The 16,995-nt window shown below is 73.6% G+C and carries 16 protein-coding genes; 11 read left to right on the top strand and 5 right to left on the bottom strand.

Annotation, left to right across the window (positions count from 1 at the left end; all coding sequences use genetic code 11):
- Nucleotides 1–288 precede the first annotated feature (288 nt).
- Both FHX40_RS24370 and FHX40_RS24365 read right to left on the bottom strand, forming a co-directional pair.
- The gene (locus FHX40_RS24370) at nt 289–702 is read right to left on the bottom strand and encodes a PPOX class F420-dependent oxidoreductase (RefSeq protein ID WP_142262299.1); all 414 of its coding nucleotides are present in this window, start codon (nt 700–702) and stop codon (nt 289–291) included.
- A 95-nt stretch (nt 703–797) separates the two neighbouring features.
- Nucleotides 798–1,652 carry a CmcJ/NvfI family oxidoreductase gene (locus FHX40_RS24365; RefSeq protein WP_142262298.1) on the bottom strand — a complete coding sequence of 285 codons (855 nt, stop codon included), beginning with the start codon at nt 1,650–1,652 and terminating at the stop codon, nt 798–800.
- A gap of 258 nt (nt 1,653–1,910) precedes the next feature.
- Here FHX40_RS24365 and FHX40_RS24360 point away from each other — a divergent pair, with 258 nt between their 5' ends.
- Nucleotides 1,911–2,735 (top strand): SDR family NAD(P)-dependent oxidoreductase, encoded by an 825-nt coding sequence (locus tag FHX40_RS24360; protein ID WP_142262297.1) that lies wholly within the window; start codon nt 1,911–1,913, stop codon nt 2,733–2,735.
- A 6-nt stretch (nt 2,736–2,741) separates the two neighbouring features.
- On the opposite strand, the gene FHX40_RS24355 is transcribed toward FHX40_RS24360, so the two are convergent.
- Nucleotides 2,742–3,044, bottom strand: a complete 303-nt coding sequence (locus FHX40_RS24355; RefSeq protein WP_142262296.1) for a DUF1905 domain-containing protein — start codon at nt 3,042–3,044, stop codon at nt 2,742–2,744.
- A 136-nt stretch (nt 3,045–3,180) separates the two neighbouring features.
- Here FHX40_RS24355 and FHX40_RS24350 point away from each other — a divergent pair, with 136 nt between their 5' ends.
- From FHX40_RS24350 to FHX40_RS24305, 10 genes are all read left to right on the top strand, one after another.
- Nucleotides 3,181–3,942, top strand: coding sequence for a protein phosphatase 2C domain-containing protein (locus FHX40_RS24350; RefSeq protein ID WP_142262295.1), 762 nt, complete (start codon nt 3,181–3,183; stop codon nt 3,940–3,942).
- 167 nt (nt 3,943–4,109) lie between these two features.
- The gene (locus tag FHX40_RS24345) at nt 4,110–4,430 is read left to right on the top strand and encodes an MSMEG_0570 family nitrogen starvation response protein (RefSeq protein ID WP_142262294.1); all 321 of its coding nucleotides are present in this window, start codon (nt 4,110–4,112) and stop codon (nt 4,428–4,430) included.
- Complete coding sequence (locus tag FHX40_RS24340; protein WP_142262293.1) at nt 4,427–5,731, top strand: MSMEG_0569 family flavin-dependent oxidoreductase; 1,305 nt, start codon at nt 4,427–4,429, stop codon at nt 5,729–5,731. The genes FHX40_RS24345 and FHX40_RS24340 overlap by 4 nt, the downstream gene beginning before the upstream one ends.
- Nucleotides 5,732–5,744: 13 nt before the next feature.
- Nucleotides 5,745–6,560, top strand: coding sequence for an amidohydrolase family protein (locus tag FHX40_RS24335; protein ID WP_142262292.1), 816 nt, complete (start codon nt 5,745–5,747; stop codon nt 6,558–6,560).
- Nucleotides 6,561–6,646: 86 nt separating this feature from the next.
- Entirely contained in the window at nt 6,647–7,174 is a 528-nt protein-coding gene (locus tag FHX40_RS24330) for an MSMEG_0572/Sll0783 family nitrogen starvation response protein (protein WP_142262291.1), read from the top strand.
- A gap of 13 nt (nt 7,175–7,187) precedes the next feature.
- On the top strand, nt 7,188–8,291 hold the full coding sequence (locus FHX40_RS24325; RefSeq protein ID WP_211350493.1) for an MSMEG_0568 family radical SAM protein: 1,104 nt from the start codon (nt 7,188–7,190) through the stop codon (nt 8,289–8,291).
- Between the two features lie 5 nt (nt 8,292–8,296).
- Nucleotides 8,297–9,979: an MSMEG_0567/sll0787 family protein gene (locus tag FHX40_RS24320; protein WP_142262290.1), complete on the top strand. Its 1,683-nt coding sequence runs from the start codon at nt 8,297–8,299 to the stop codon at nt 9,977–9,979.
- On the top strand, nt 9,976–10,827 hold the full coding sequence (locus FHX40_RS24315) for a carbon-nitrogen hydrolase family protein (RefSeq protein WP_142262289.1): 852 nt from the start codon (nt 9,976–9,978) through the stop codon (nt 10,825–10,827). The genes FHX40_RS24320 and FHX40_RS24315 overlap by 4 nt, the downstream gene beginning before the upstream one ends.
- 364 nt (nt 10,828–11,191) lie before the next feature.
- Entirely contained in the window at nt 11,192–12,040 is an 849-nt protein-coding gene (locus FHX40_RS24310; protein ID WP_142262288.1) for a carbon-nitrogen hydrolase family protein, read from the top strand.
- A 323-nt stretch (nt 12,041–12,363) separates the two neighbouring features.
- Complete coding sequence (locus tag FHX40_RS24305) at nt 12,364–13,437, top strand: MSMEG_0565 family glycosyltransferase (protein WP_142262287.1); 1,074 nt, start codon at nt 12,364–12,366, stop codon at nt 13,435–13,437.
- 41 nt (nt 13,438–13,478) lie between these two features.
- Here the strand turns inward: FHX40_RS24305 and FHX40_RS24300 are convergent, their stop codons facing one another.
- Both FHX40_RS24300 and FHX40_RS24295 read right to left on the bottom strand, forming a co-directional pair.
- Complete coding sequence (locus tag FHX40_RS24300; RefSeq protein ID WP_142262286.1) at nt 13,479–14,474, bottom strand: ribonucleotide-diphosphate reductase subunit beta; 996 nt, start codon at nt 14,472–14,474, stop codon at nt 13,479–13,481.
- Nucleotides 14,475–14,521: 47 nt separating this feature from the next.
- On the bottom strand, nt 14,522–16,897 hold the full coding sequence (locus FHX40_RS24295; protein WP_229788427.1) for a ribonucleoside-diphosphate reductase subunit alpha: 2,376 nt from the start codon (nt 16,895–16,897) through the stop codon (nt 14,522–14,524).
- Nucleotides 16,898–16,995: the final 98 nt, after the last annotated feature.

Genomic DNA, 16,995 nt, shown 5'->3' with positions numbered 1-16,995 from the left:
GATGTGATGGCCGGTACCGCGGCGAACTCCCCGGCGCGCCGACTTCGTTGATCTTCGGCGGCTCGGCCTCGGCACGGGCCGCCGGGAGCGGCGGCGTGGCACGGTGTGGCACGACGTGGCACGGTGTGCGCGGCGGGCCACGGTGCCACGGTGCATCGGGGCCGCGCGGACGCGGCCCAGGTCACGGCGGGGCGGGGCGCCGGACCGCCGACGTTTCCGGCGACGCGGGCCCCGCCTCTCCGGGCGAGCGGTCGTCGTGGACACGCCCTGCCCGGCGGGAACGCGCGCTCAGCGCCGCAGGTCGGTGCCGACGACGCGCTTGGGGTGAAGGATGACGAGCGAGCGGGTCTCCCCCGGCTTGTCGTGCACCCGGAAGTCCGCGTTGTACTTGCCCTGGCCGATGCGGGCGCACCAGGAGAAGTCCGGGTCGGGCTGGATCTCCGCGTCGGCCCGGATTTCCAGGGTCCGGAACGGCGTCTGCGGGTCCACGATGAGGAGCGTGCACTTCGGATCCCGGCGCAGGTTCTTCATCTTCTGCCGGGTGTCGTTGAGGGAGATCTTGATCAGCCCGTCCTCGGCGTCGTAGAGGAATGAGATCGCCGACACCTGCGGCCGCCCGCTGGGGCCGTTGGTCGCGAGGATGGCCACCGGGGCGTCGAGCAGTTCCTTGTACTCGTCGGGGATCGTCGCCTTCTCGGTCATGCGAGGACCTTACCGTGTCGTTTTGCCGGGATTATCAGCTGTTCCGCGTGGCGAAAGACGGTGTCGCGCCCGGGGACCACGCCGTCCGGGTCGGGTCACTCGAAGAACGCGACGCTGCGGAACTCGATGCTGTGCCGGGGCGTGGTCGCCTGCACGGTCCGGTCGTGGAACGCCGAGTGCGGCACCATCCAGGCCCGCGTCTGGTCGCTGTCGTTGAGCTTGAAGAACAGGATCTCGTCGCGGGTCATGTCCGGGAAGTACCACCACTTGTGGTACGGCTGGTGGAGGAACTCGAAGCCGCTCGTGCCGGGGTGGTCCTCGGGCATCTCCTGGAACAGGTCGTCGGGGATGCGGTCGACGAAGTAGAGCCGGTTCGGGATGCCCTCACCCTCGCGCACGCTGGTGTAGTCGCAGATCGCGAGCGGCCAGTCCTGCGGCGGCGGGCTGAACACGCGCCACAGGCTCGTGATCAGCGCCCGCCGGTAGCCGGGCCCGTCCGGGAAGTGCCGGGCGTACAGCGAGGCGGCCCGCTCCTGCGCGCCCTGCACCGAGAAGTCGTCGTGCACCAGCGCCGCCGCGGGCTGCGAGGCGTTCGCCGCGGGGTCGGCGGCGCGGCGCAGCACCCAGCCCATCGGCACCACGTGGTCGGCCCCGGTGTACGACTTGATGAACTCCACCACCTCGCCGACGTACACCCGATCGACCTCCTCGCGGTCGGTGAAGTCCCGTACGGCCGAGCGGTGCTCGATGATCTCGAAGCCGTTGCGGTCGAGGGTGAACCGGTCGGCGACCGGCCGCCCGTTGTGGATCGTCATCTCGTACGTGCGGTAGATCCCGGTGTTGACGCTCGCTCCCGGGGCGGTGAAGCGGCGCAGCACCTTGGACTCGGGGGCGAGATAGCTGAGCTCGCCCTTAATGGTGGGAACCTGAGTGGTTTCGGCGACCGTCATTGGTGGTACTTCTCCCGTTTCACGGCCCGTGACGTGCCCTGATGGCCGAGATCCCGCGGATCCCGATTTCGTCCTGCGGCTCCCATTCAAAGGTTTCCGGAAATTTTCCTGTCCCGTCTTTTCACCGGACGGAAAGGAATTTCTCGGGACATACGGGACGGGTTCCCCGGCCCCACGTACGCCCCGCCGTCGTGGCGCCGCCTGGCGACCGGGCGGAAATCCGGTGAGACGCCGGGCGCCGGCTGCGAGACTGGGCGCATGATCGATCCGGGCCTGACGGGCAGGGTGGCGCTGGTCACCGGTGCGAACCAGGGCATCGGGGCGGCCACGGCGATCGCGCTGGCCGCGCACGGGGTCGCCGTCCTCCTCACCTACAAGCGGCTGGATCCGGCCGAGCACGCCGACGACACGGCCTTCCCGCCCGCGTACGGCGAGCTGCGCGCGCGGAACGCCGACGAGGTGCTCGCCCGCATCCGCGCGAGCGGCGGGCGCGCCGAGGCGGTCGAGGCCGACCTGGCCGACCCGGCGAGCGTGCCGATGCTGTTCGACCGGGCGGAGGCGGCCTTCGGCCCGGTGGAGATCCTGGTGAACAACGCCAGCGGCTGGCTCGCCGACACGTTCCTCCCGGACGCCCGCGACCGGTTCGGCCGCGCGCTGCGCCCGGTGAACGCCGAGTCGTACGACCGGCAGTTCGCCGTCGACGCCCGCGCCCCGGCGCTGCTCATCGCCGAGTTCGCCCGCCGCCACATCCGCCGCGGCGCCACCTGGGGCCGGATCATCGGCCTCACCTCCGGCGGCCCGTCCGGCTTCCCCCAGGAGGTGTCGTACGGCGCGGCCAAGGCGGCCCAGGTGAACTACACCATGTCCGCCGCGGCCGAGCTGGGCCGCCACGGCATCACCGCGAACGTCGTCCACCCGCCCGTCACCGACACCGGATGGGTCACCCCCGAGGTCGAGGCGGAGGTGCGCGCCTACAGCCCCACCGGACGGGTCGCGACCCCGGAGGAGGTCGCCGACGTGATCGTCTTCCTCGCCTCCGAGCAGGCGCGGCGGGTCACCGGCCAGGTCGTCACGATGTCCTGACCCCGCTCAGCCGCCGAGCACCTCGACGGTCACGGTGGCGACGTCACCGGCCTCGACCCCCTCGGCCTGACGGACGGCGCGCTTGATCGGCAGCGCGTAGGCGCCCTCCCGGCTGTCCGGAAAGATCGAGGTCGTCCACGTGGTGTCGCCGATCGTGGCCCGGACCCGCAGCGACCCGAACCCGCGCAGCCGCCCGGCGAACCGCTCGCGGATCTCCTCGGACGCCTCGACCGGCAGGCTGACGAACGTCCAGCTCTCGCTCCGCCGCGCGTCCCAGATCCACAGCTCGCCATCGAACACGACCTTCACGCCCGCAGCATCGCACACGGGTCCGACACTTCCCGGCCCGCGCGGAGGCCGGCACCGCCCGGCGGGGTATGCCGGTGTGGGCGCCGAGCCGTACGGCGCCGCGCATCCACGACGATCCCCGAACGGAAGGGCACGGATGACGATCAGCTATACGACCGAGGCCGCCCCGGCGAGCCCGCCCCGCCCCAACGAGGACTACGTGGTCTGCGGCCCGGATTGGGCCGTCGTGCTCGACGGGGCCACCCCCGTCCCCGGCGCCGACACCGGGTGCCGCCACGGCGTGCCGTGGCTGGTCGGCCGCCTCGGCGGCGCGCTCGCCCTCGCCCTCGCCACCGGCCCCCAGGCCGGCCTGGCAGAGATCCTCGAGGAGGCGATCCGGGACACCATGGCCGCCCACGCCGGCACCTGCGACCTGGCCAACCCGCGCTCCCCCTCGGCCACGGTGTCGATCGTCCGCCGCCGCGGCGACACCCTCGACTACCTGGCCCTGTGCGACTCCCCGATCGTGCTGCGCCACCGCGACGGCAGCGTGCGGGAGGTGCTCGACGACCGCGTCGCCCGGTTGCCCGGTGGCCGGCCGTACCCGCCGGGGCTGGTGGACGCGATGCGCAACCGGCCGGGCGGCTTCTGGGTGGCGTCGACGAGGCCCGAGGCGGCCCGCGAGGCGCTCACCGGCGCGGTGCCGGTCACGGACCTCGACGGCGTGCTGGTCTGCACGGACGGCGTCCACCGGCTGGTCGAGTGGTACGGCCACACCTGGGCGCAGGTTGTCACGATCGCGGAGAAGTACGGCCCGGCCCGGCTCGTCGAGCTGGTACGCGAGGCCGAGCGCACCCACGGGCCGCGCGGCACGGCGAAGGTCCACGACGACGCCACCGCGGTGTGGATCCCGTTGTGACGGCCCGCACAGCCCCGATCCTGCGCAGGCAAGATCATCGTTACGCTCCCGTCACGTTGCGTCAGGTCGAGTAACAGCGGGTTATTCCGGATGACCCCGTTCGGTAATCGCCGCAGGTTGAAGTAGTGCTCAGCGCGACGGCGAGGCAGGTCGCGCGTGGAGGAACCATGCCTGAGCTCTACTTCGACGTGCGCTGGCCGGACGGCCGGACCCAGCGCTGTTACTCCCCCTCCACCGTCGTCGCCGACCACCTGGCCCCGGGTGAGTCGTACGACGTGGCGGACTTCGTGGCACGCAGCCGGACCGCGCTGCGGATCGCGAGCGAACGGGTGCGGGCCAAGTTCGGCGTCGCGTGCACCGCCGCGGAGGCCCAGCTCGCCGAGATCGAGCGGATCGCCGCCGGGTACGGCTCGGCCCCCGGGGCGGCGGTGACCGTGGAGCGGCTGTACTCCCCCGGCGGGAACGTTCCAGGCGGGAGCGCCCGGTGAGCGCGCCGCGCGTGGCCGGGGCCCGCTACCCGGTCGCGGTCGTCGGCGGCGGCCAGGCCGGCCTGTCGATCAGCTACCACCTGCGCGAACGCGGCATCCGGCACATCGTGCTCGAGGCCGAGCGGGTCGCGTACGAGTGGCGGGAACGGCGCTGGGACAACTTCTTCCTGGTGACCCCGAACTGGCAGTGCCGCCTGCCCGGCTTCCCCTACCGCGGGCCCGACCCCGACGGGTTCATGAACCGCGCGGAGATCATCCGGTACATCGAGGAGTACGCCGCGTTCGTGCGGCCGCCGCTGGCCGAGGGCGTGCGGGTCACCCGGCTGCGCCGCGCCGTGTCCGGCGCGTTCGAGCTGGCCACCACCGCGGGCACGCTCACCGCCGACCAGGTGGTGGTCGCCACCGGCCCGTACCACGGCCCGAAGATCCCCCGGATGGCCGAGCGGCTGCCCGCGACCGTCACCCAGCTGCACTCCTCGGAGTACCGCAACCCGGACGCGCTGCCGGAGGGCGCGGTGCTCGTGGTGGGCAGCGGCCAGTCCGGCTGCCAGATCGCCGAGGACCTCCACCTCGCCGGGCGGCAGGTGCACCTCGCGGTCGGCAGCGCCCCGCGGGTGGCCCGGTTCTACCGGGGCCGCGACTGCGTCGCCTGGCTCGACGAGATGGGCCACTACGCCAAGACGATCGACGAGTTCGACGACCCCGAGGAGGTGCGCGAGCGGGCCAACCACTACGTCACCGGCCGCGACGGCGGGCGCGACGTCGACCTGCGCGCCTTCGCCCGCGACGGCATGCGGCTGTACGGCCACCTCACCGGCATCACCACCGGCCCCGGCGGCACGGTCCTGGAGTTCGCCGGCGACCTCAAGGAGAACCTCGACCGGGCCGACGCGGTCGCCGAGGGCATCAAGGACGCGATCGACGCGCACATCGCCGCGAACGGCATCGACGCCCCGGCCGAGCCGCGGTACGTCCCGGTGTGGGAGCCGCCCGCCGACCATCCGCGCACGCTCGACCTGGCCGAGGCCGGGATCACCACGGTGATCTGGGCGACCGGGTTCACCCGCGACCACCGCTGGATCGAGGTGCCGGTCTTCGACGGCCGCGGCGACGTGGTGCACTGGCGCGGCGTCACCGGCTGCCCTGGCCTGTACTTCCTCGGCCTGCCCTGGCTCCACACCTGGGGCTCGGGCCGGCTGGAGGCGGTCGGCCGCGACGCGGCGTACCTCGCCGACCGCATCGCCGACCGGGCGCGGCCCGCCGACGTCTGCCGCATCCTCACCGGTGCGGCGGCGGGCTGAGCGGAGGCGGGCGATGGTCTTCGACGCACACCGCCACATCGGGATCCTCCCGGCGTACCCGTTCTACGGCGGCCCGCCGGTCAACCCGGACGTCACCGCGCGCGGCACGGTCCGGCAGCTGCTCGCCGACCTCGACGCCGAGGGCGTCGAGCGCGCCCTCGTGCTGCCGAACTACGGCGTGCCGGACCCGGAGGTGGCGTTCTCCCTCAACGCGCTCGCCCTCGAGGCCGCCCAGGCCGACGACCGCATCCGGGCCGGGCTGTGGGTGTCCCCGCTGCCCCGGGACACCGAGCGCACCGCCTCGGCGCTCGCTCTCGCCACCGAGCCGGGGGTGCGGGCGCTCAAGCTCAGCTTCCTGCTCGGCGGCCGCCCCACCGACCCGGAGTGCCGCCCGCACCTGGACCGGATCTTCGACGCGGCCGAGCGCCACGGCCTCGTCGTGCACGTGCACACCTCCCCCGGCGCGGCGTCCGACATCGACGAGGTCGGCCACCTCGTCGAGTGGTACGGCGACCGCGTGCCGATCCACCTGGTGCACTTCGGCGGCGGCATGAGCGGCCACATCAAGCTCGCCGGATCCCGGTTCTTCGACTGGATCGCGGCGGGCAAGCGGGTCTACACCGACCTGTCCTGGTCGATCGGCTTCGCGCCGTACTGGCTCGCCCGGGAGATCGAGCGCCGCGGCATCGGCCACGACCGGGTGCTGTTCGCCAGCGACCGGCCGTGGGGCGACTTCGCCGGCGAGCACGCCCGGGCGGCGGCCGCGTTCGGCGACGGCGAGCTCGCCAAGCGGGTGTTCCACGACACCTTCGCCGCCCTCTACGACTGACCCTCCCGTACGACGACCCCGTCCCGGCTTTCTCCCAAACCCCTGCGCACCGGCACAACCACACACAAGCCACAAAGGAGGCATCCATGTCCGAGGCCGTCCGCGCCGAGCTCACCGAGCTGGAGAAGCAGTCCCTCAACGAGATCCCGCACCCGTCGCTGCCCGAGGGCTCCAGCCTGTACGGCAGCACCAAGGTGTTCCCCGACTACAAGGCGGAGAACGGCGAGGCGTACTTCACCCTCATCCACGGCATCGCGCACGAGTCCTCGGTGAGCTTCGTGGCGATCCTGCAGGCCACCCGGGCGCTGCGGAAGGGCTTCGAGAGCGCGATCTACTTCTACGGGCCGGGCGCGCTCAACTGCCTCGCCACCCGCGGCTACCCGACCACCGGCACCTCCGCGTTCCCCGGCGAGCACAACATCAACAACCAGCTGAAGACGTTCATCGCCGAGGGCGGCAAGGTGTACTGCTGCCGGTTCGGCCTCTCGCTGCACGGCGCCCGCGAGGAGGACCTCATCGAGGGCGTCATCCCGACCCACCCGCTCGACGTCCAGGACGCGCTCATCCACTACGCGCGCAAGGGCGCGATCATCAACTCCACCTACCAGCTGTAAGGGGGGTGATCGAGTGAGCGTCGGCACCCCGGCGGCGGGCGCCTCCGCCGGCACGGCCGTGGACGTGCGCATCCTCACCCGTGCCGAGCTGGCCCTGTACGGCGTGCGCACGCCGGCCCCGGTGCGGCGGCCGGAGGGCGCGGGCCCCAGCGACGACGGGCACGTGCTCGTCGACGGGGCGAACGCCGCCCTGCCCATCAACCCGGAGAGCCCCTACGCGGTCCGCGACGGTCGGGTGTGGCTCGGCGACGCCGACACCGGCCTCACCCTGACGCCGGTGCGGCGGCCCCGGTTCTACGATCTGGCCACCGCGGACGGCGTGCCGTACGAGCACATCGCCCGCCTGCACGGCGCCGACGTGCTCGCCACCACCGTGGTGCAGACCTGCGTGCGCTACGCGGAGCCGGAGCGCTGCCGGTTCTGCACGATCGAGGAGTCGCTGCGGTCCGGCGCCACCATCGCGGTGAAGAGGCCCGAGCAGCTCGCCGAGGTGGCCGAGGCGGCGGTCCGGCTCGACGGCGTGCGGCAGATGGTGATGACCACCGGCACCACGGCCGGGCCGGACCGCGGCGCCCGCCACCTCGCCCGGTGCGTGCGGGCGGTGCTCGCGGCCGTGCCCGGCCTGCCGATCCAGGTGCAGTGCGAGCCGCCCGGCGACCTCGCCTGGATCCGCGAGCTGCGCGACGCCGGGGCGACGTCGATCGGCATCCACGTGGAGTCCCTCGACGAGGAGGTACGGCGGAGCTGGATGCCCGGCAAGTCGCGGGTGCCGATCGCCGAGTACGAGGCGGCCTGGGACGAGGCGGTGCGCGTGTTCGGCCGCAACCGCGTCTCCACCTATCTGCTCGTCGGCCTCGGCGAGGACCCCGACGAGCTGGTGGAGGGCGCGAGACGGCTGATCGAGCGCGGCGTGTACCCGTTCGTGGTGCCGTTCCGGCCGATGCGCGGCACCCTCGCCGCCCGCGACGGCGTCACCGGGCCCGACCCCGAGCTGCTGCGCCGGGTCACCGAGCAGGTCGCGCTGCGGCTGCGGGCCGCCGGCATGCGCGGGGCCGACCAGCGGGCGGGCTGCGCCGCGTGCGGCGCGTGCGGCGTGCTGAGCACGGCGGGCGGGTGACGCGCATGGCCCACGAGTTCCCCGGCGGGGACATCCTGCTCCTGCTCGGCGACCGCGCCACCCTCGCCCGGCAGCCCGAGCCCGCGTTCCGCGTCGAACCGGCCGAGGACGCCGCGGCGCACGCCGCCTACCGGCGGCTCCGGCGGCAGGTGTTCGTGCACGAGCAGGGCCTCTACCAGGGGCACGACCTCGACGACCGGGACGACGACCCGCGCACCGTGGTGCTCGTCGCCCGCGACCGCGACGGCGAGATCATCGGCGGGGTACGGCTCGGCCCCGCCGACGCCGGGCCGGACATCGGCTGGTGGACCGGCGGGCGGCTCGCGGTCGCGCCCGCCGCCCGGCGGAGCGGGGCGGGCGTCGGCGCGGCCCTCGTGCGGGCCGCGTGCGCCCGGGCCGAGGCCGAGGGGGCGCTGCGCTTCGACGCCACCGTGCAGGCCCGCAACGAGGTGTTCTTCCGGCGGCTCGGCTGGCGGCCGGTGCGGCCGGTCACGGTCGCGGGCGCGCCGCACGTGCTCATGCGCTGGCCCATCGGCCGCATCGCCGCCCAGGCCGCGTCGGCCAAGTCCGCGCTCGGGCCGCTGCTCGGGCGGCTGCTGCTCGGCGGCGCCCCGGGCGCTGTAGCCGGGGCCTTGGGGGCGCCGGGCGAGTGGCACGGCCTGGCAGGGGCGCGGGCCGCCGTCGCCGACCACTCCGCCGTCGCCGGGGCCACGCTCGACGGGCCGGGGTCCATCGATAAGGCCCCAGTGCCCGACCTGACAGCGGCAGTCGACCGGGCCATGCCCGACGAAGCGGGTTTCCTCGGCGGCGACAGTGCTCCTATGCCCGGCACGGGCCCGGCTCCGGCATGCGGCCGGGCCATGCTCGGCGGGCCGGGGTTCGTCGGCGACGACGGGGCGCCGGTGCCCGGGACGGATCTGGTCGCGGCGTGCGACGCGATCGTGCCGTCGATGATCGAGCGGGATCCGGAGTGGGCGGGCTGGTGCTCGGTGCTGGTGAACCTCAACGACCTCGCCGCGATGGGGGCCGAGCCGATCGGGCTGCTCGACGCGCTCGCCGCCCGGGACGCCTCGCACGCCGCGCGGGTGCTCGCCGGGCTGCGGCGGGCCGCCGACGCGTACGGCGTGGCGGTGCTCGGCGGCCACACCCAGCTCGGGGTGCCCGCGGCGCTCGCGGTCACCGCGCTGGGCCGTACCGATCATCCGGTGCCCGGGGGCGGCGGGCGGCCCGGGCACCGGGTCCGGCTCACCGCCGACCTCGGCGGCGGGTGGCGGCCGGGCTATCGCGGGCGGCAGTGGGATTCGACGACGCATCGCCGTACCGGGGAGCTGCGGGCGATGCTCGGCGCGGTGGCCGCCGCCCGGCCCGCCGCCGCCAAGGACGTGTCGATGGCCGGGATCGCCGGCACGCTCGGCATGCTCGCCGAGGCGAGCGGCTGCGGTGCCGTACTCGACGTCGCCGCCGTACCCCGCCCGGCGGGCGCGACCGCCGGCGACTGGCTCACCTGCTTCCCCGGGTTCGCGATGCTCACCGCGGCCGAGCCGGGCGCGCCGCCGCCGCCCGCCGGACCGGCGGCGAGCGCCGAGTGCGGGGAGCTCGTCGCGGGCCGCGGCGTGGCGCTGCGCTGGCCGGACGGAGAGATCACCGAGGCGGTCGCCGGGCCGGTGACCGGGATGGGGACGGCATGAGCACCGTTCGCATGGCGGCCGTCGCCGCCGAGTTCGGACGCGACCTGGAGGCGGACTTCGCGACCATCGAGTGGCTGATCGCGCGGGCCCGGGACGCGGGCGTACGGCTGCTCGCGCTGCCCGAGGCGTGCCTCGGCGGCTACCTGCTCAGCCTCGACGGCGACGCCGACGGCCGCGACGAGGGGCCGCCCGCGCTCGCCCTCGACGGGCCGGAGATCCAGCGGCTCGCCGCGCTCGCCGGGGAGATGACGGTGATCGCCGGGTACTGCGAGGCCGACGGCGGCGAACGCTACAACAGCGTGGTCTGCGTCACCGGCGACGGCGTGCTCGGCAACCACCGCAAGGTGCACCAGCCGCTCGGCGAGCACGCCAGCTACTCCTCCGGTGACCGGTTCCACGCCTTCGACACGCCGGTCGGCCGCATCGGCATGATGATCTGCTACGACAAGGCGTTCCCGGAGTCGGCCCGGGCGATCGCCCTCGACGGCGCGGAGATCGGCGTGTGCGTCTCGGCCTGGCCGTGCTCCCGCACGAACGCCGCGCGCGACCTCGCCGAGGACCGCTGGACCCGGCGGTTCGACCTGTTCGACCGGGTGCGCGCGCTGGAGAACCAGATCGTGTGGCTGTCGGCCAACCAGTCGGGCACGTTCGGCTCGCTGCGCTTCGTCGCCAGCGCCAAGGTGGTCGACCCCGGCGGCGAGATCCTCGCCGGAACCGGCGTCGCCCCCGGCATGGCGATCGCCGACGTCGACGTGGCCCGAGCCCTGGAGACCGCCCGGCGCTCCATGGCCCACCTGCGCGACCGGCGTCCCGAGACCTACGCCCTGGCCACGGCGGCGAACCCGTGACCCCGATCGTCGGCCGTCCCTGCCCGGGGGAGAGCCTCCGCCGCACTCCGCCGCCTGGCCGCCGTACGGTCGAGCAGGTGGCGGGTGCCCGTGCCCACGGGGTGGCGTCTCCCCTCCTGGCCATCCGGCCAGGAGACCCCCTCCGCCACCCACGACGTAGCGAGACCGGGGCGACTCCCCGCGCGGCCATCCGGCCAGGAGACCCCCTCCGCCACCCACGACGTGGCGAACCCGAGGTGACTCCCCGCGTGGCCTTCCGGCCGGGAGGCCGCCTCCGCCTCGCCGCTGTGGCGCGGCGCTTGGCCGTACCGACAGGGACCGGACGCAAACGGGCGTGCCTGTCGCCGCCGAACGGCGGGACCGGATGAGCGGTCCCACCGGCCCGATCCGGATCGCGGCCGCCGCCGCGCACTTCGGCCGCGACCTGGAGTTCGACCTGGCCCGGATCGCGAAGCTCATCGACGACGCCCGCCGGGAGGGCGCGCGGCTGCTCGTGCTGCCCGACGCCGCCCTCGGCGGCTACCTGGCGGACCTGCGGCACCCCGACCCGGAGGCGCTGCCGCCCGCGCTGAAGCCGGACGACCCGGTGATCCAGCGGGTGGCCCGGCTCGCGGCCGAGATGGTGGTGTGCGTCGGCTACTGCGAGGACGCCGGCGACGAGCGCTACAACGCGGCCGTCTGCGTCAACGGCGACGGCGTGCTCGGCCGCCACCGCAAGGTGCACCTGCCCGCCGGCGAGGTCGCCGCGTACGCGCCCGGCGACCGCTTCAATGCCTTCGACACCCCGGTCGGCCGCATCGGCATGATGATCGACTACGACAAGACGTTCCCGGAGTCCGCCCGCTCCCTCGCCCTCGACGGCGCGCGCATCCTCGCCTGCCTGTCCGCGTGGCCGGCGAGCCTCACCAACCGGGCCCCGCGCATGGCCCAGGACCGGCAGGCGAGGCTGTTCGACCTGTACGACCAGGCGCGCGCGGCCGAGAACCAGGTGGTGCTCGCCTCGGCGAACCAGACCGGCTCGATGGGCGGCATGCGTTTCCTCGGCCAGGCCAAGGTGGTCGGGCCGGGCGGCGACATCCTCGCCCGCACCTGGGCGAAGGCCGGCCTCGCCGTCGCCGAGGTGGACGTCGAAGCCGAGATCGCCCGCGCCCGCCGCGTCCTGCGCCACCTCGACGAACGCCGCCCCACGGCGTACCGGGGAGGCCCGCCGTGAGGACGCGTGAAGCTGTCCTGGCGGCGGCGGCCTCCCGCCGATCCGCGGGAGGCCGCCGAGTTCGTGAGCATGGGCGACGACGGCCCACCGGCCGCGAACCGGAGAGGTTCCCGTGAGCGCTGGGACCTGGCGGTACCTCCCGATGGACCGGCGGGAGGCCAGCGTGGCCCCTCTGCGCACAGCGCGCGTGGCACGACGGGCTCCGGGGACGTTGGTTCCTCGCCGTCCGGCATCGAGGGTCCCAGAGAGGTGAGCGATGTCGGCGAGCGCGGCCCGGCCGATGCTCTGGTCCCGCCGGCATCGCGGTCCCGGGGAGGTGAGCGATGAGGATCGCCCTGCTCAGCTACTCGACCAAGCCGCGCGGCGGCGTCGTGCACACGCTCGCCCTGGCGGAGGCGCTCGCCGCCGCCGGGCAGGACGTCACGGTGTGGACGCTGGGCCGGGGCGGCGACACGGGGTTCTACCGGCCGGTCGACCCGGCGGTACGGCTGCGCGTCGTCCCCTTCCCCGACCGGCCCGGCGAGGGCGTGGGCGAGCGGGTGCTGCGATCGATCGCGACGCTGCGCGAGGCGTTCGACGCCGGGCCGTACGACATCGTGCACGCCCAGGACTGCATCAGCGCGAACGCGGTGCCCCACTGCGTACGCACCGTCCACCACATCGACCACTTCACCACGCCCGAACTCGCCGCCTGCCACGAGCGGGCTATCGTCACCCCGTACGCGCACATCTGCGTGTCAGCGGCGGTCGCCGCCGAGCTCGCCGAAGGCTGGGGCATCAAGGCCACGGTCATCCCGAACGGCGTGGCGTACGACCGCTTCGCCACCACCGACCCGGCGGCCCGCGCCCGCCGGCGGGACCGCCTCGGCCGCTACGTCCTCACCGTCGGCGGCATCGAGCCGCGCAAGGGCTCCCTCGACCTGCTCGAGGCGTACGCGCTGCTGCGCGCCCGGCACCCGGACGTGCGCCTGGTCATCGCGGGAGGCGAGACGCTCTTCGACTACCGCGACTACCGCGCCCGCTGGGAGGCGCGCGCCGCCGAGCTGGGCGTCGAGCCGATCGTGCTCGGCCCGGTCCCCGACGACGATCTGCCGCCACTGGTCGCCGCCGCCGACGTCTTCGCCTTCCCTTCGGTGAAGGAGGGCTTCGGCCTCGCCGCGATGGAGGCCCTCGCCGCGGGCGTCCCCGTGGTCGTCCGCGACCTCCCGGTCTTCCGCGAGATCTTCTCTCCCGCCGCCCGCTTCGCCGCCACGCCGTACGACTTCGCCACCGAGCTCGCCGCCGCCCTCACCGGCGACGACCCGGTACGGCGCCGCGAAGGCCGCGCCCTCGCCGCCCGCCACACCTGGCAGGCCGCCGCCGAGCGGCACCTCGCCTTCTACCGCTCGCTTCGCTGACCGAGGTGCCGCCCGTCCGGCCGCCGGGCCCGCCGGCCGGATCAGAAGTCGTCGTCGAAGGTGACCGTTCCGGGGACGGCGATCTGGTAGGCGGATACCCGGCGCTCGAAGAAGTTGGACAGCTCCTGGACGTCCTGCAGCTCCATGAAGGCGAACGGGTTGCGCGAGCCGTACCGGGGCGGGATGCCGAGCTGGGCCAGGCGCCGGTCGGCCACGTGCTGGAGGTATTCCCGCATGTCGGCGAGCGACATTCCGGGCACGCCCCGGCCGAGCAGGTCCTCGGCGAACTGGACCTCGCACTCGACCGCCTCGGCGAGCATCTCCTCGACCTGTGCGGCCATGCGCTCGTCGAACAGCTCGGGCTCCTCCCGGCGCACGGTGTCGACGACGTCGAACGCGAACGCCATGTGCATGGACTCGTCGCGGAACACCCAGTTGGTGCCGGACGCCAGGCCGTGCAGCAGCCCGCGGGAGCGGAGGAAGTACACGTAGGCGAACGCGCCGTAGAAGAACAGGCCCTCGATGCAGGCGGCGAAGCAGATCAGGTTGAGCAGGAACGCCCGCCGGTCCTCACGGGTCCGCAGCTCGCGCAGCTCGAAGATGGAGTCGATCCAGCGGAAGCAGAAGTCCGCCTTGCGCTTGATCGAGGGGATGTTCTCGATCGCGGCGAAGGCCGCGGACCGTTCGGCCTCGTCGGAGACGTAGGTGTCGAGCAGGTTCAGGTAGAACTGGACGTGCACCGCCTCCTCGAACAGTTGCCGGGACAGGTACAGGCGCGCCTCCGGCGAGTTGATGTGCTGGTACAGGTTGAGCACGAGGTTGTTGGCGACGATCGTGTCGCCGGTGGCGAAGAAGGCGACCAGCCGGCTCACCAGGTGCCGCTCGGCCGGGCCGAGCTTGTGCAGGTCGGCGAGGTCGGAGTGGAGGTCCACCTCCTCCACCGTCCAGGTGTTCTTGATCGCGTCACGGAAGCGGTCGAAGAAGTGCGGGTAGCGCATGGGCCGCAGGGTCAGGTTCATACCGGGATCGAGCAGCATCGTTCGTGTCTCCTTGGGGGCGGTGGTGGCCGTGCCGAGGCCGGATTTCACTGGCAGGCGTCGCAGATCTCGGGGTTCTCCAGTGAGCACGACACGTCCGCGGCCGGCGTGCGCGCCGTCTCGGCGGGGGCGACGGTCGCCTGCTGGATCCGGGTCGCCGGGCGGGACCGCAGGTAGTAGGTGGTCTTCAGGCCCGCCTTCCACGCGTACAGGTACATCGACGAGAGCTTGCCGATGGTCGGCGCCGCCATGAACAGGTTGAGCGACTGGGACTGGTCCACGTAGGGGCCGCGGGCGGCGGCGAGGTCGATCAGCGCGCGCTGCGGCAGCTCCCACGCGGTGCGGAACAGTTCGCGCAGGTCGGCGGGGAGGGCGGCGATGTGCTGGACGGATCCGTCGGCCCGTTTGATCTCGGCCCGGATGCTCTCCGTCCACAGCCCGCGCGCCTTGAGCTCGCGCACGAGCGCGGTGTTGATCTGCAGGAACTCGCCGGACAGGGTCTCCCGCTTGAACAGGTTCGACACCTGCGGCTCGACGCACTCGTAGCAGCCGGCGATCGAGGCGATGGTCGCGGTCGGCGCGATCGCGACCAGCAGCGAGTTCCGCAGCCCGTGCCGGGCGATGCGCTCGCGCACCGCCGCCCACCGGGCGGTCTGGGTGGGCGTGACCCCCCACAGGTCGGGCTGGAGCAGGCCCTGGGCGGCCCGGGTCTCGGGGAAGGCGGAGTGCGGGCCGTACCGTTCGGCGAGGTCCGCGGAGGTCTCCAGGGCGGTGAGGTAGATCTCCTCCGCGATCCGGGTGGACAGCTCCCTCGCCGCCGCCGAGTCGAACGGCAGGCGCAACGCGAAGAACACGTCCTGCAGGCCCATCACGCCGAGCCCCACCGGACGCCAGCGCGCGTTCGACGCGGCCGCCTGCGGGGTCGGGTAGTGGTTGAGGTCGATCACCCGGTCCAGGAACACCGTCGCGGTGCGCACGGTCTCCCGCAGGCGCGGCCAGTCGATGTCGTCGCCGCCGAGGTGGGCGGCGAGGTTCACCGAGCCGAGGTTGCACACCGCGGTCTCCGCGTCGGAGCTCACCTCGATGATCTCGGTGCACAGATTGGACAGGTGCACCACGTTGCCCGGGCGCCCGGTCTGGTTGCACCGCCGGTTCGCGGTGTCCTTGAAGGTCATCCACCCGTTGCCGGTCTGCGCCAGCGTGCGCATCATCCGCCCGTACAGGTCGCGGGCCCGCACCTGCCGCACGTACCGGCCGTCCCGCTCGGCGGCGCGGTAGGCGGCGTCGAACGCCTCGCCGTACAGGTCGACGAGCTCGGGCACCTCGGACGGGTCGAACAGCGACCACATCTCGTCGGCCTCGACCCGGCGCATGAACTCGTCCGGGATCCAGTTGGCGAGGTTGAGGTTGTGGGTACGGCGGGCGTCCTCGCCGGTGTTGTCGCGCAGCTCCAGGAACTCCTCGATGTCGGGATGCCACGGCTCCAGGTAGACGCAGGCGGCGCCCTTGCGCCGGCCGCCCTGGTTGACCGCGGCGACGCTGGCGTCGAGGGTGCGCAGCCACGGCACGATGCCGTTCGACCTGCCGTTGGTGCCGCGGATCAGCGCGCCGCGCGACCGGACCCGCGACCAGGCGATGCCGATGCCGCCGGCGAACTTGGACAGCTTCGCCACCTGCGCGTACCGCTCGTAGATGGAGTCGAGCTCGTCGCGCGGCGAGTCGACCAGGAAGCACGAGGACATCTGCGGATGCGCGGTGCCGGAGTTGAACAACGTCGGCGAGCTGGGCAGGTACGCCAGGCTCGACATGAGCCGGTAGAACTCGATCGCCTCGGCCGGGGTGCGCGACAGGCCGCAGGCGACCCGCAGCAGCCAGTACTGCGGTGTCTCGATCACCAGCCGGGATGTCGGGTGCCGGAGCAGGTACCGGTCGTAGACGGTGCGCAGCCCGAAGTACTCGAAGCGCAGATCCCCCGCCGGGTCCACGGCGTCGTCCAGCTCCCGCGCGACGCCCGCGACGAACGCCGCGGTGGCGTCGCCGATGAGGCCCTCGGCGTGGCCGGTCCGGATCGCCTCGCTGAACGAGGTGATGCCCTGGCCGCGGACCTCCCGGTCGATGCGGTCCGCCAGCAGCCGGGCGGCGAGCCGCGAGTACTGCGGCTCCTCGCCGATCAGGTCGGCGGCGGTCTGGATGGTCAGCCGGTCCAGCTCGTCGGCGGTGGCGCCGTCGTACAGGCCGTTGATCGTCTTCGTCGCCACCCGCAGCGGGTCGACGTCGTCCAGATCGCCGGTCCATCGCTCGACCGTCTTGACGACCGTGTGGACCTCGACGTACCCGAGCGCGCCGTCGTGCCCGCGCACGCGCCGCCGCTCCGGCTCACCGGTGGTGGGCCCGCCCGCCGCCAGGGGTCGCGTAATCGTCACCTGTTCGCTCTCCTCGTGTCTCCCGCCACGGAAGGCCACGCGGACGCGGACAGGCCGGGACGCCACCGCGCGCGAACGCATGATGCCGTCGCAGCCGT

The organism is Thermopolyspora flexuosa (assembly GCF_006716785.1).
GTDB classification, from domain to species: domain Bacteria; phylum Actinomycetota; class Actinomycetes; order Streptosporangiales; family Streptosporangiaceae; genus Thermopolyspora; species Thermopolyspora flexuosa.
Note: the sequence above shows the minus strand (reverse complement) of the source record. Positions and strands in the feature narration are given on the sequence as shown.

Excerpts from the sequence above, each read along its gene's own strand:
- FHX40_RS24370 (WP_142262299.1), bottom strand. The coding sequence starts at position 702 with ATGACCGAGAAGGCGACGATCCCCGACGAGTACAAGGAACTGCTCGAC.
- FHX40_RS24365 (WP_142262298.1), bottom strand. The coding sequence starts at position 1,652 with ATGACGGTCGCCGAAACCACTCAGGTTCCCACCATTAAGGGCGAGCTC.
- FHX40_RS24360 (WP_142262297.1), top strand. The coding sequence starts at position 1,911 with ATGATCGATCCGGGCCTGACGGGCAGGGTGGCGCTGGTCACCGGTGCG.
- FHX40_RS24350 (WP_142262295.1), top strand. The coding sequence starts at position 3,181 with ATGACGATCAGCTATACGACCGAGGCCGCCCCGGCGAGCCCGCCCCGC.
- FHX40_RS24345 (WP_142262294.1), top strand. The coding sequence starts at position 4,110 with ATGCCTGAGCTCTACTTCGACGTGCGCTGGCCGGACGGCCGGACCCAG.
- FHX40_RS24335 (WP_142262292.1), top strand. The coding sequence starts at position 5,745 with ATGGTCTTCGACGCACACCGCCACATCGGGATCCTCCCGGCGTACCCG.
- FHX40_RS24330 (WP_142262291.1), top strand. The coding sequence starts at position 6,647 with ATGTCCGAGGCCGTCCGCGCCGAGCTCACCGAGCTGGAGAAGCAGTCC.
- FHX40_RS24320 (WP_142262290.1), top strand. The coding sequence starts at position 8,297 with ATGGCCCACGAGTTCCCCGGCGGGGACATCCTGCTCCTGCTCGGCGAC.
- FHX40_RS24315 (WP_142262289.1), top strand. The coding sequence starts at position 9,976 with ATGAGCACCGTTCGCATGGCGGCCGTCGCCGCCGAGTTCGGACGCGAC.
- FHX40_RS24310 (WP_142262288.1), top strand. The coding sequence starts at position 11,192 with ATGAGCGGTCCCACCGGCCCGATCCGGATCGCGGCCGCCGCCGCGCAC.
- FHX40_RS24305 (WP_142262287.1), top strand. The coding sequence starts at position 12,364 with ATGAGGATCGCCCTGCTCAGCTACTCGACCAAGCCGCGCGGCGGCGTC.
- FHX40_RS24300 (WP_142262286.1), bottom strand. The coding sequence starts at position 14,474 with ATGCTGCTCGATCCCGGTATGAACCTGACCCTGCGGCCCATGCGCTAC.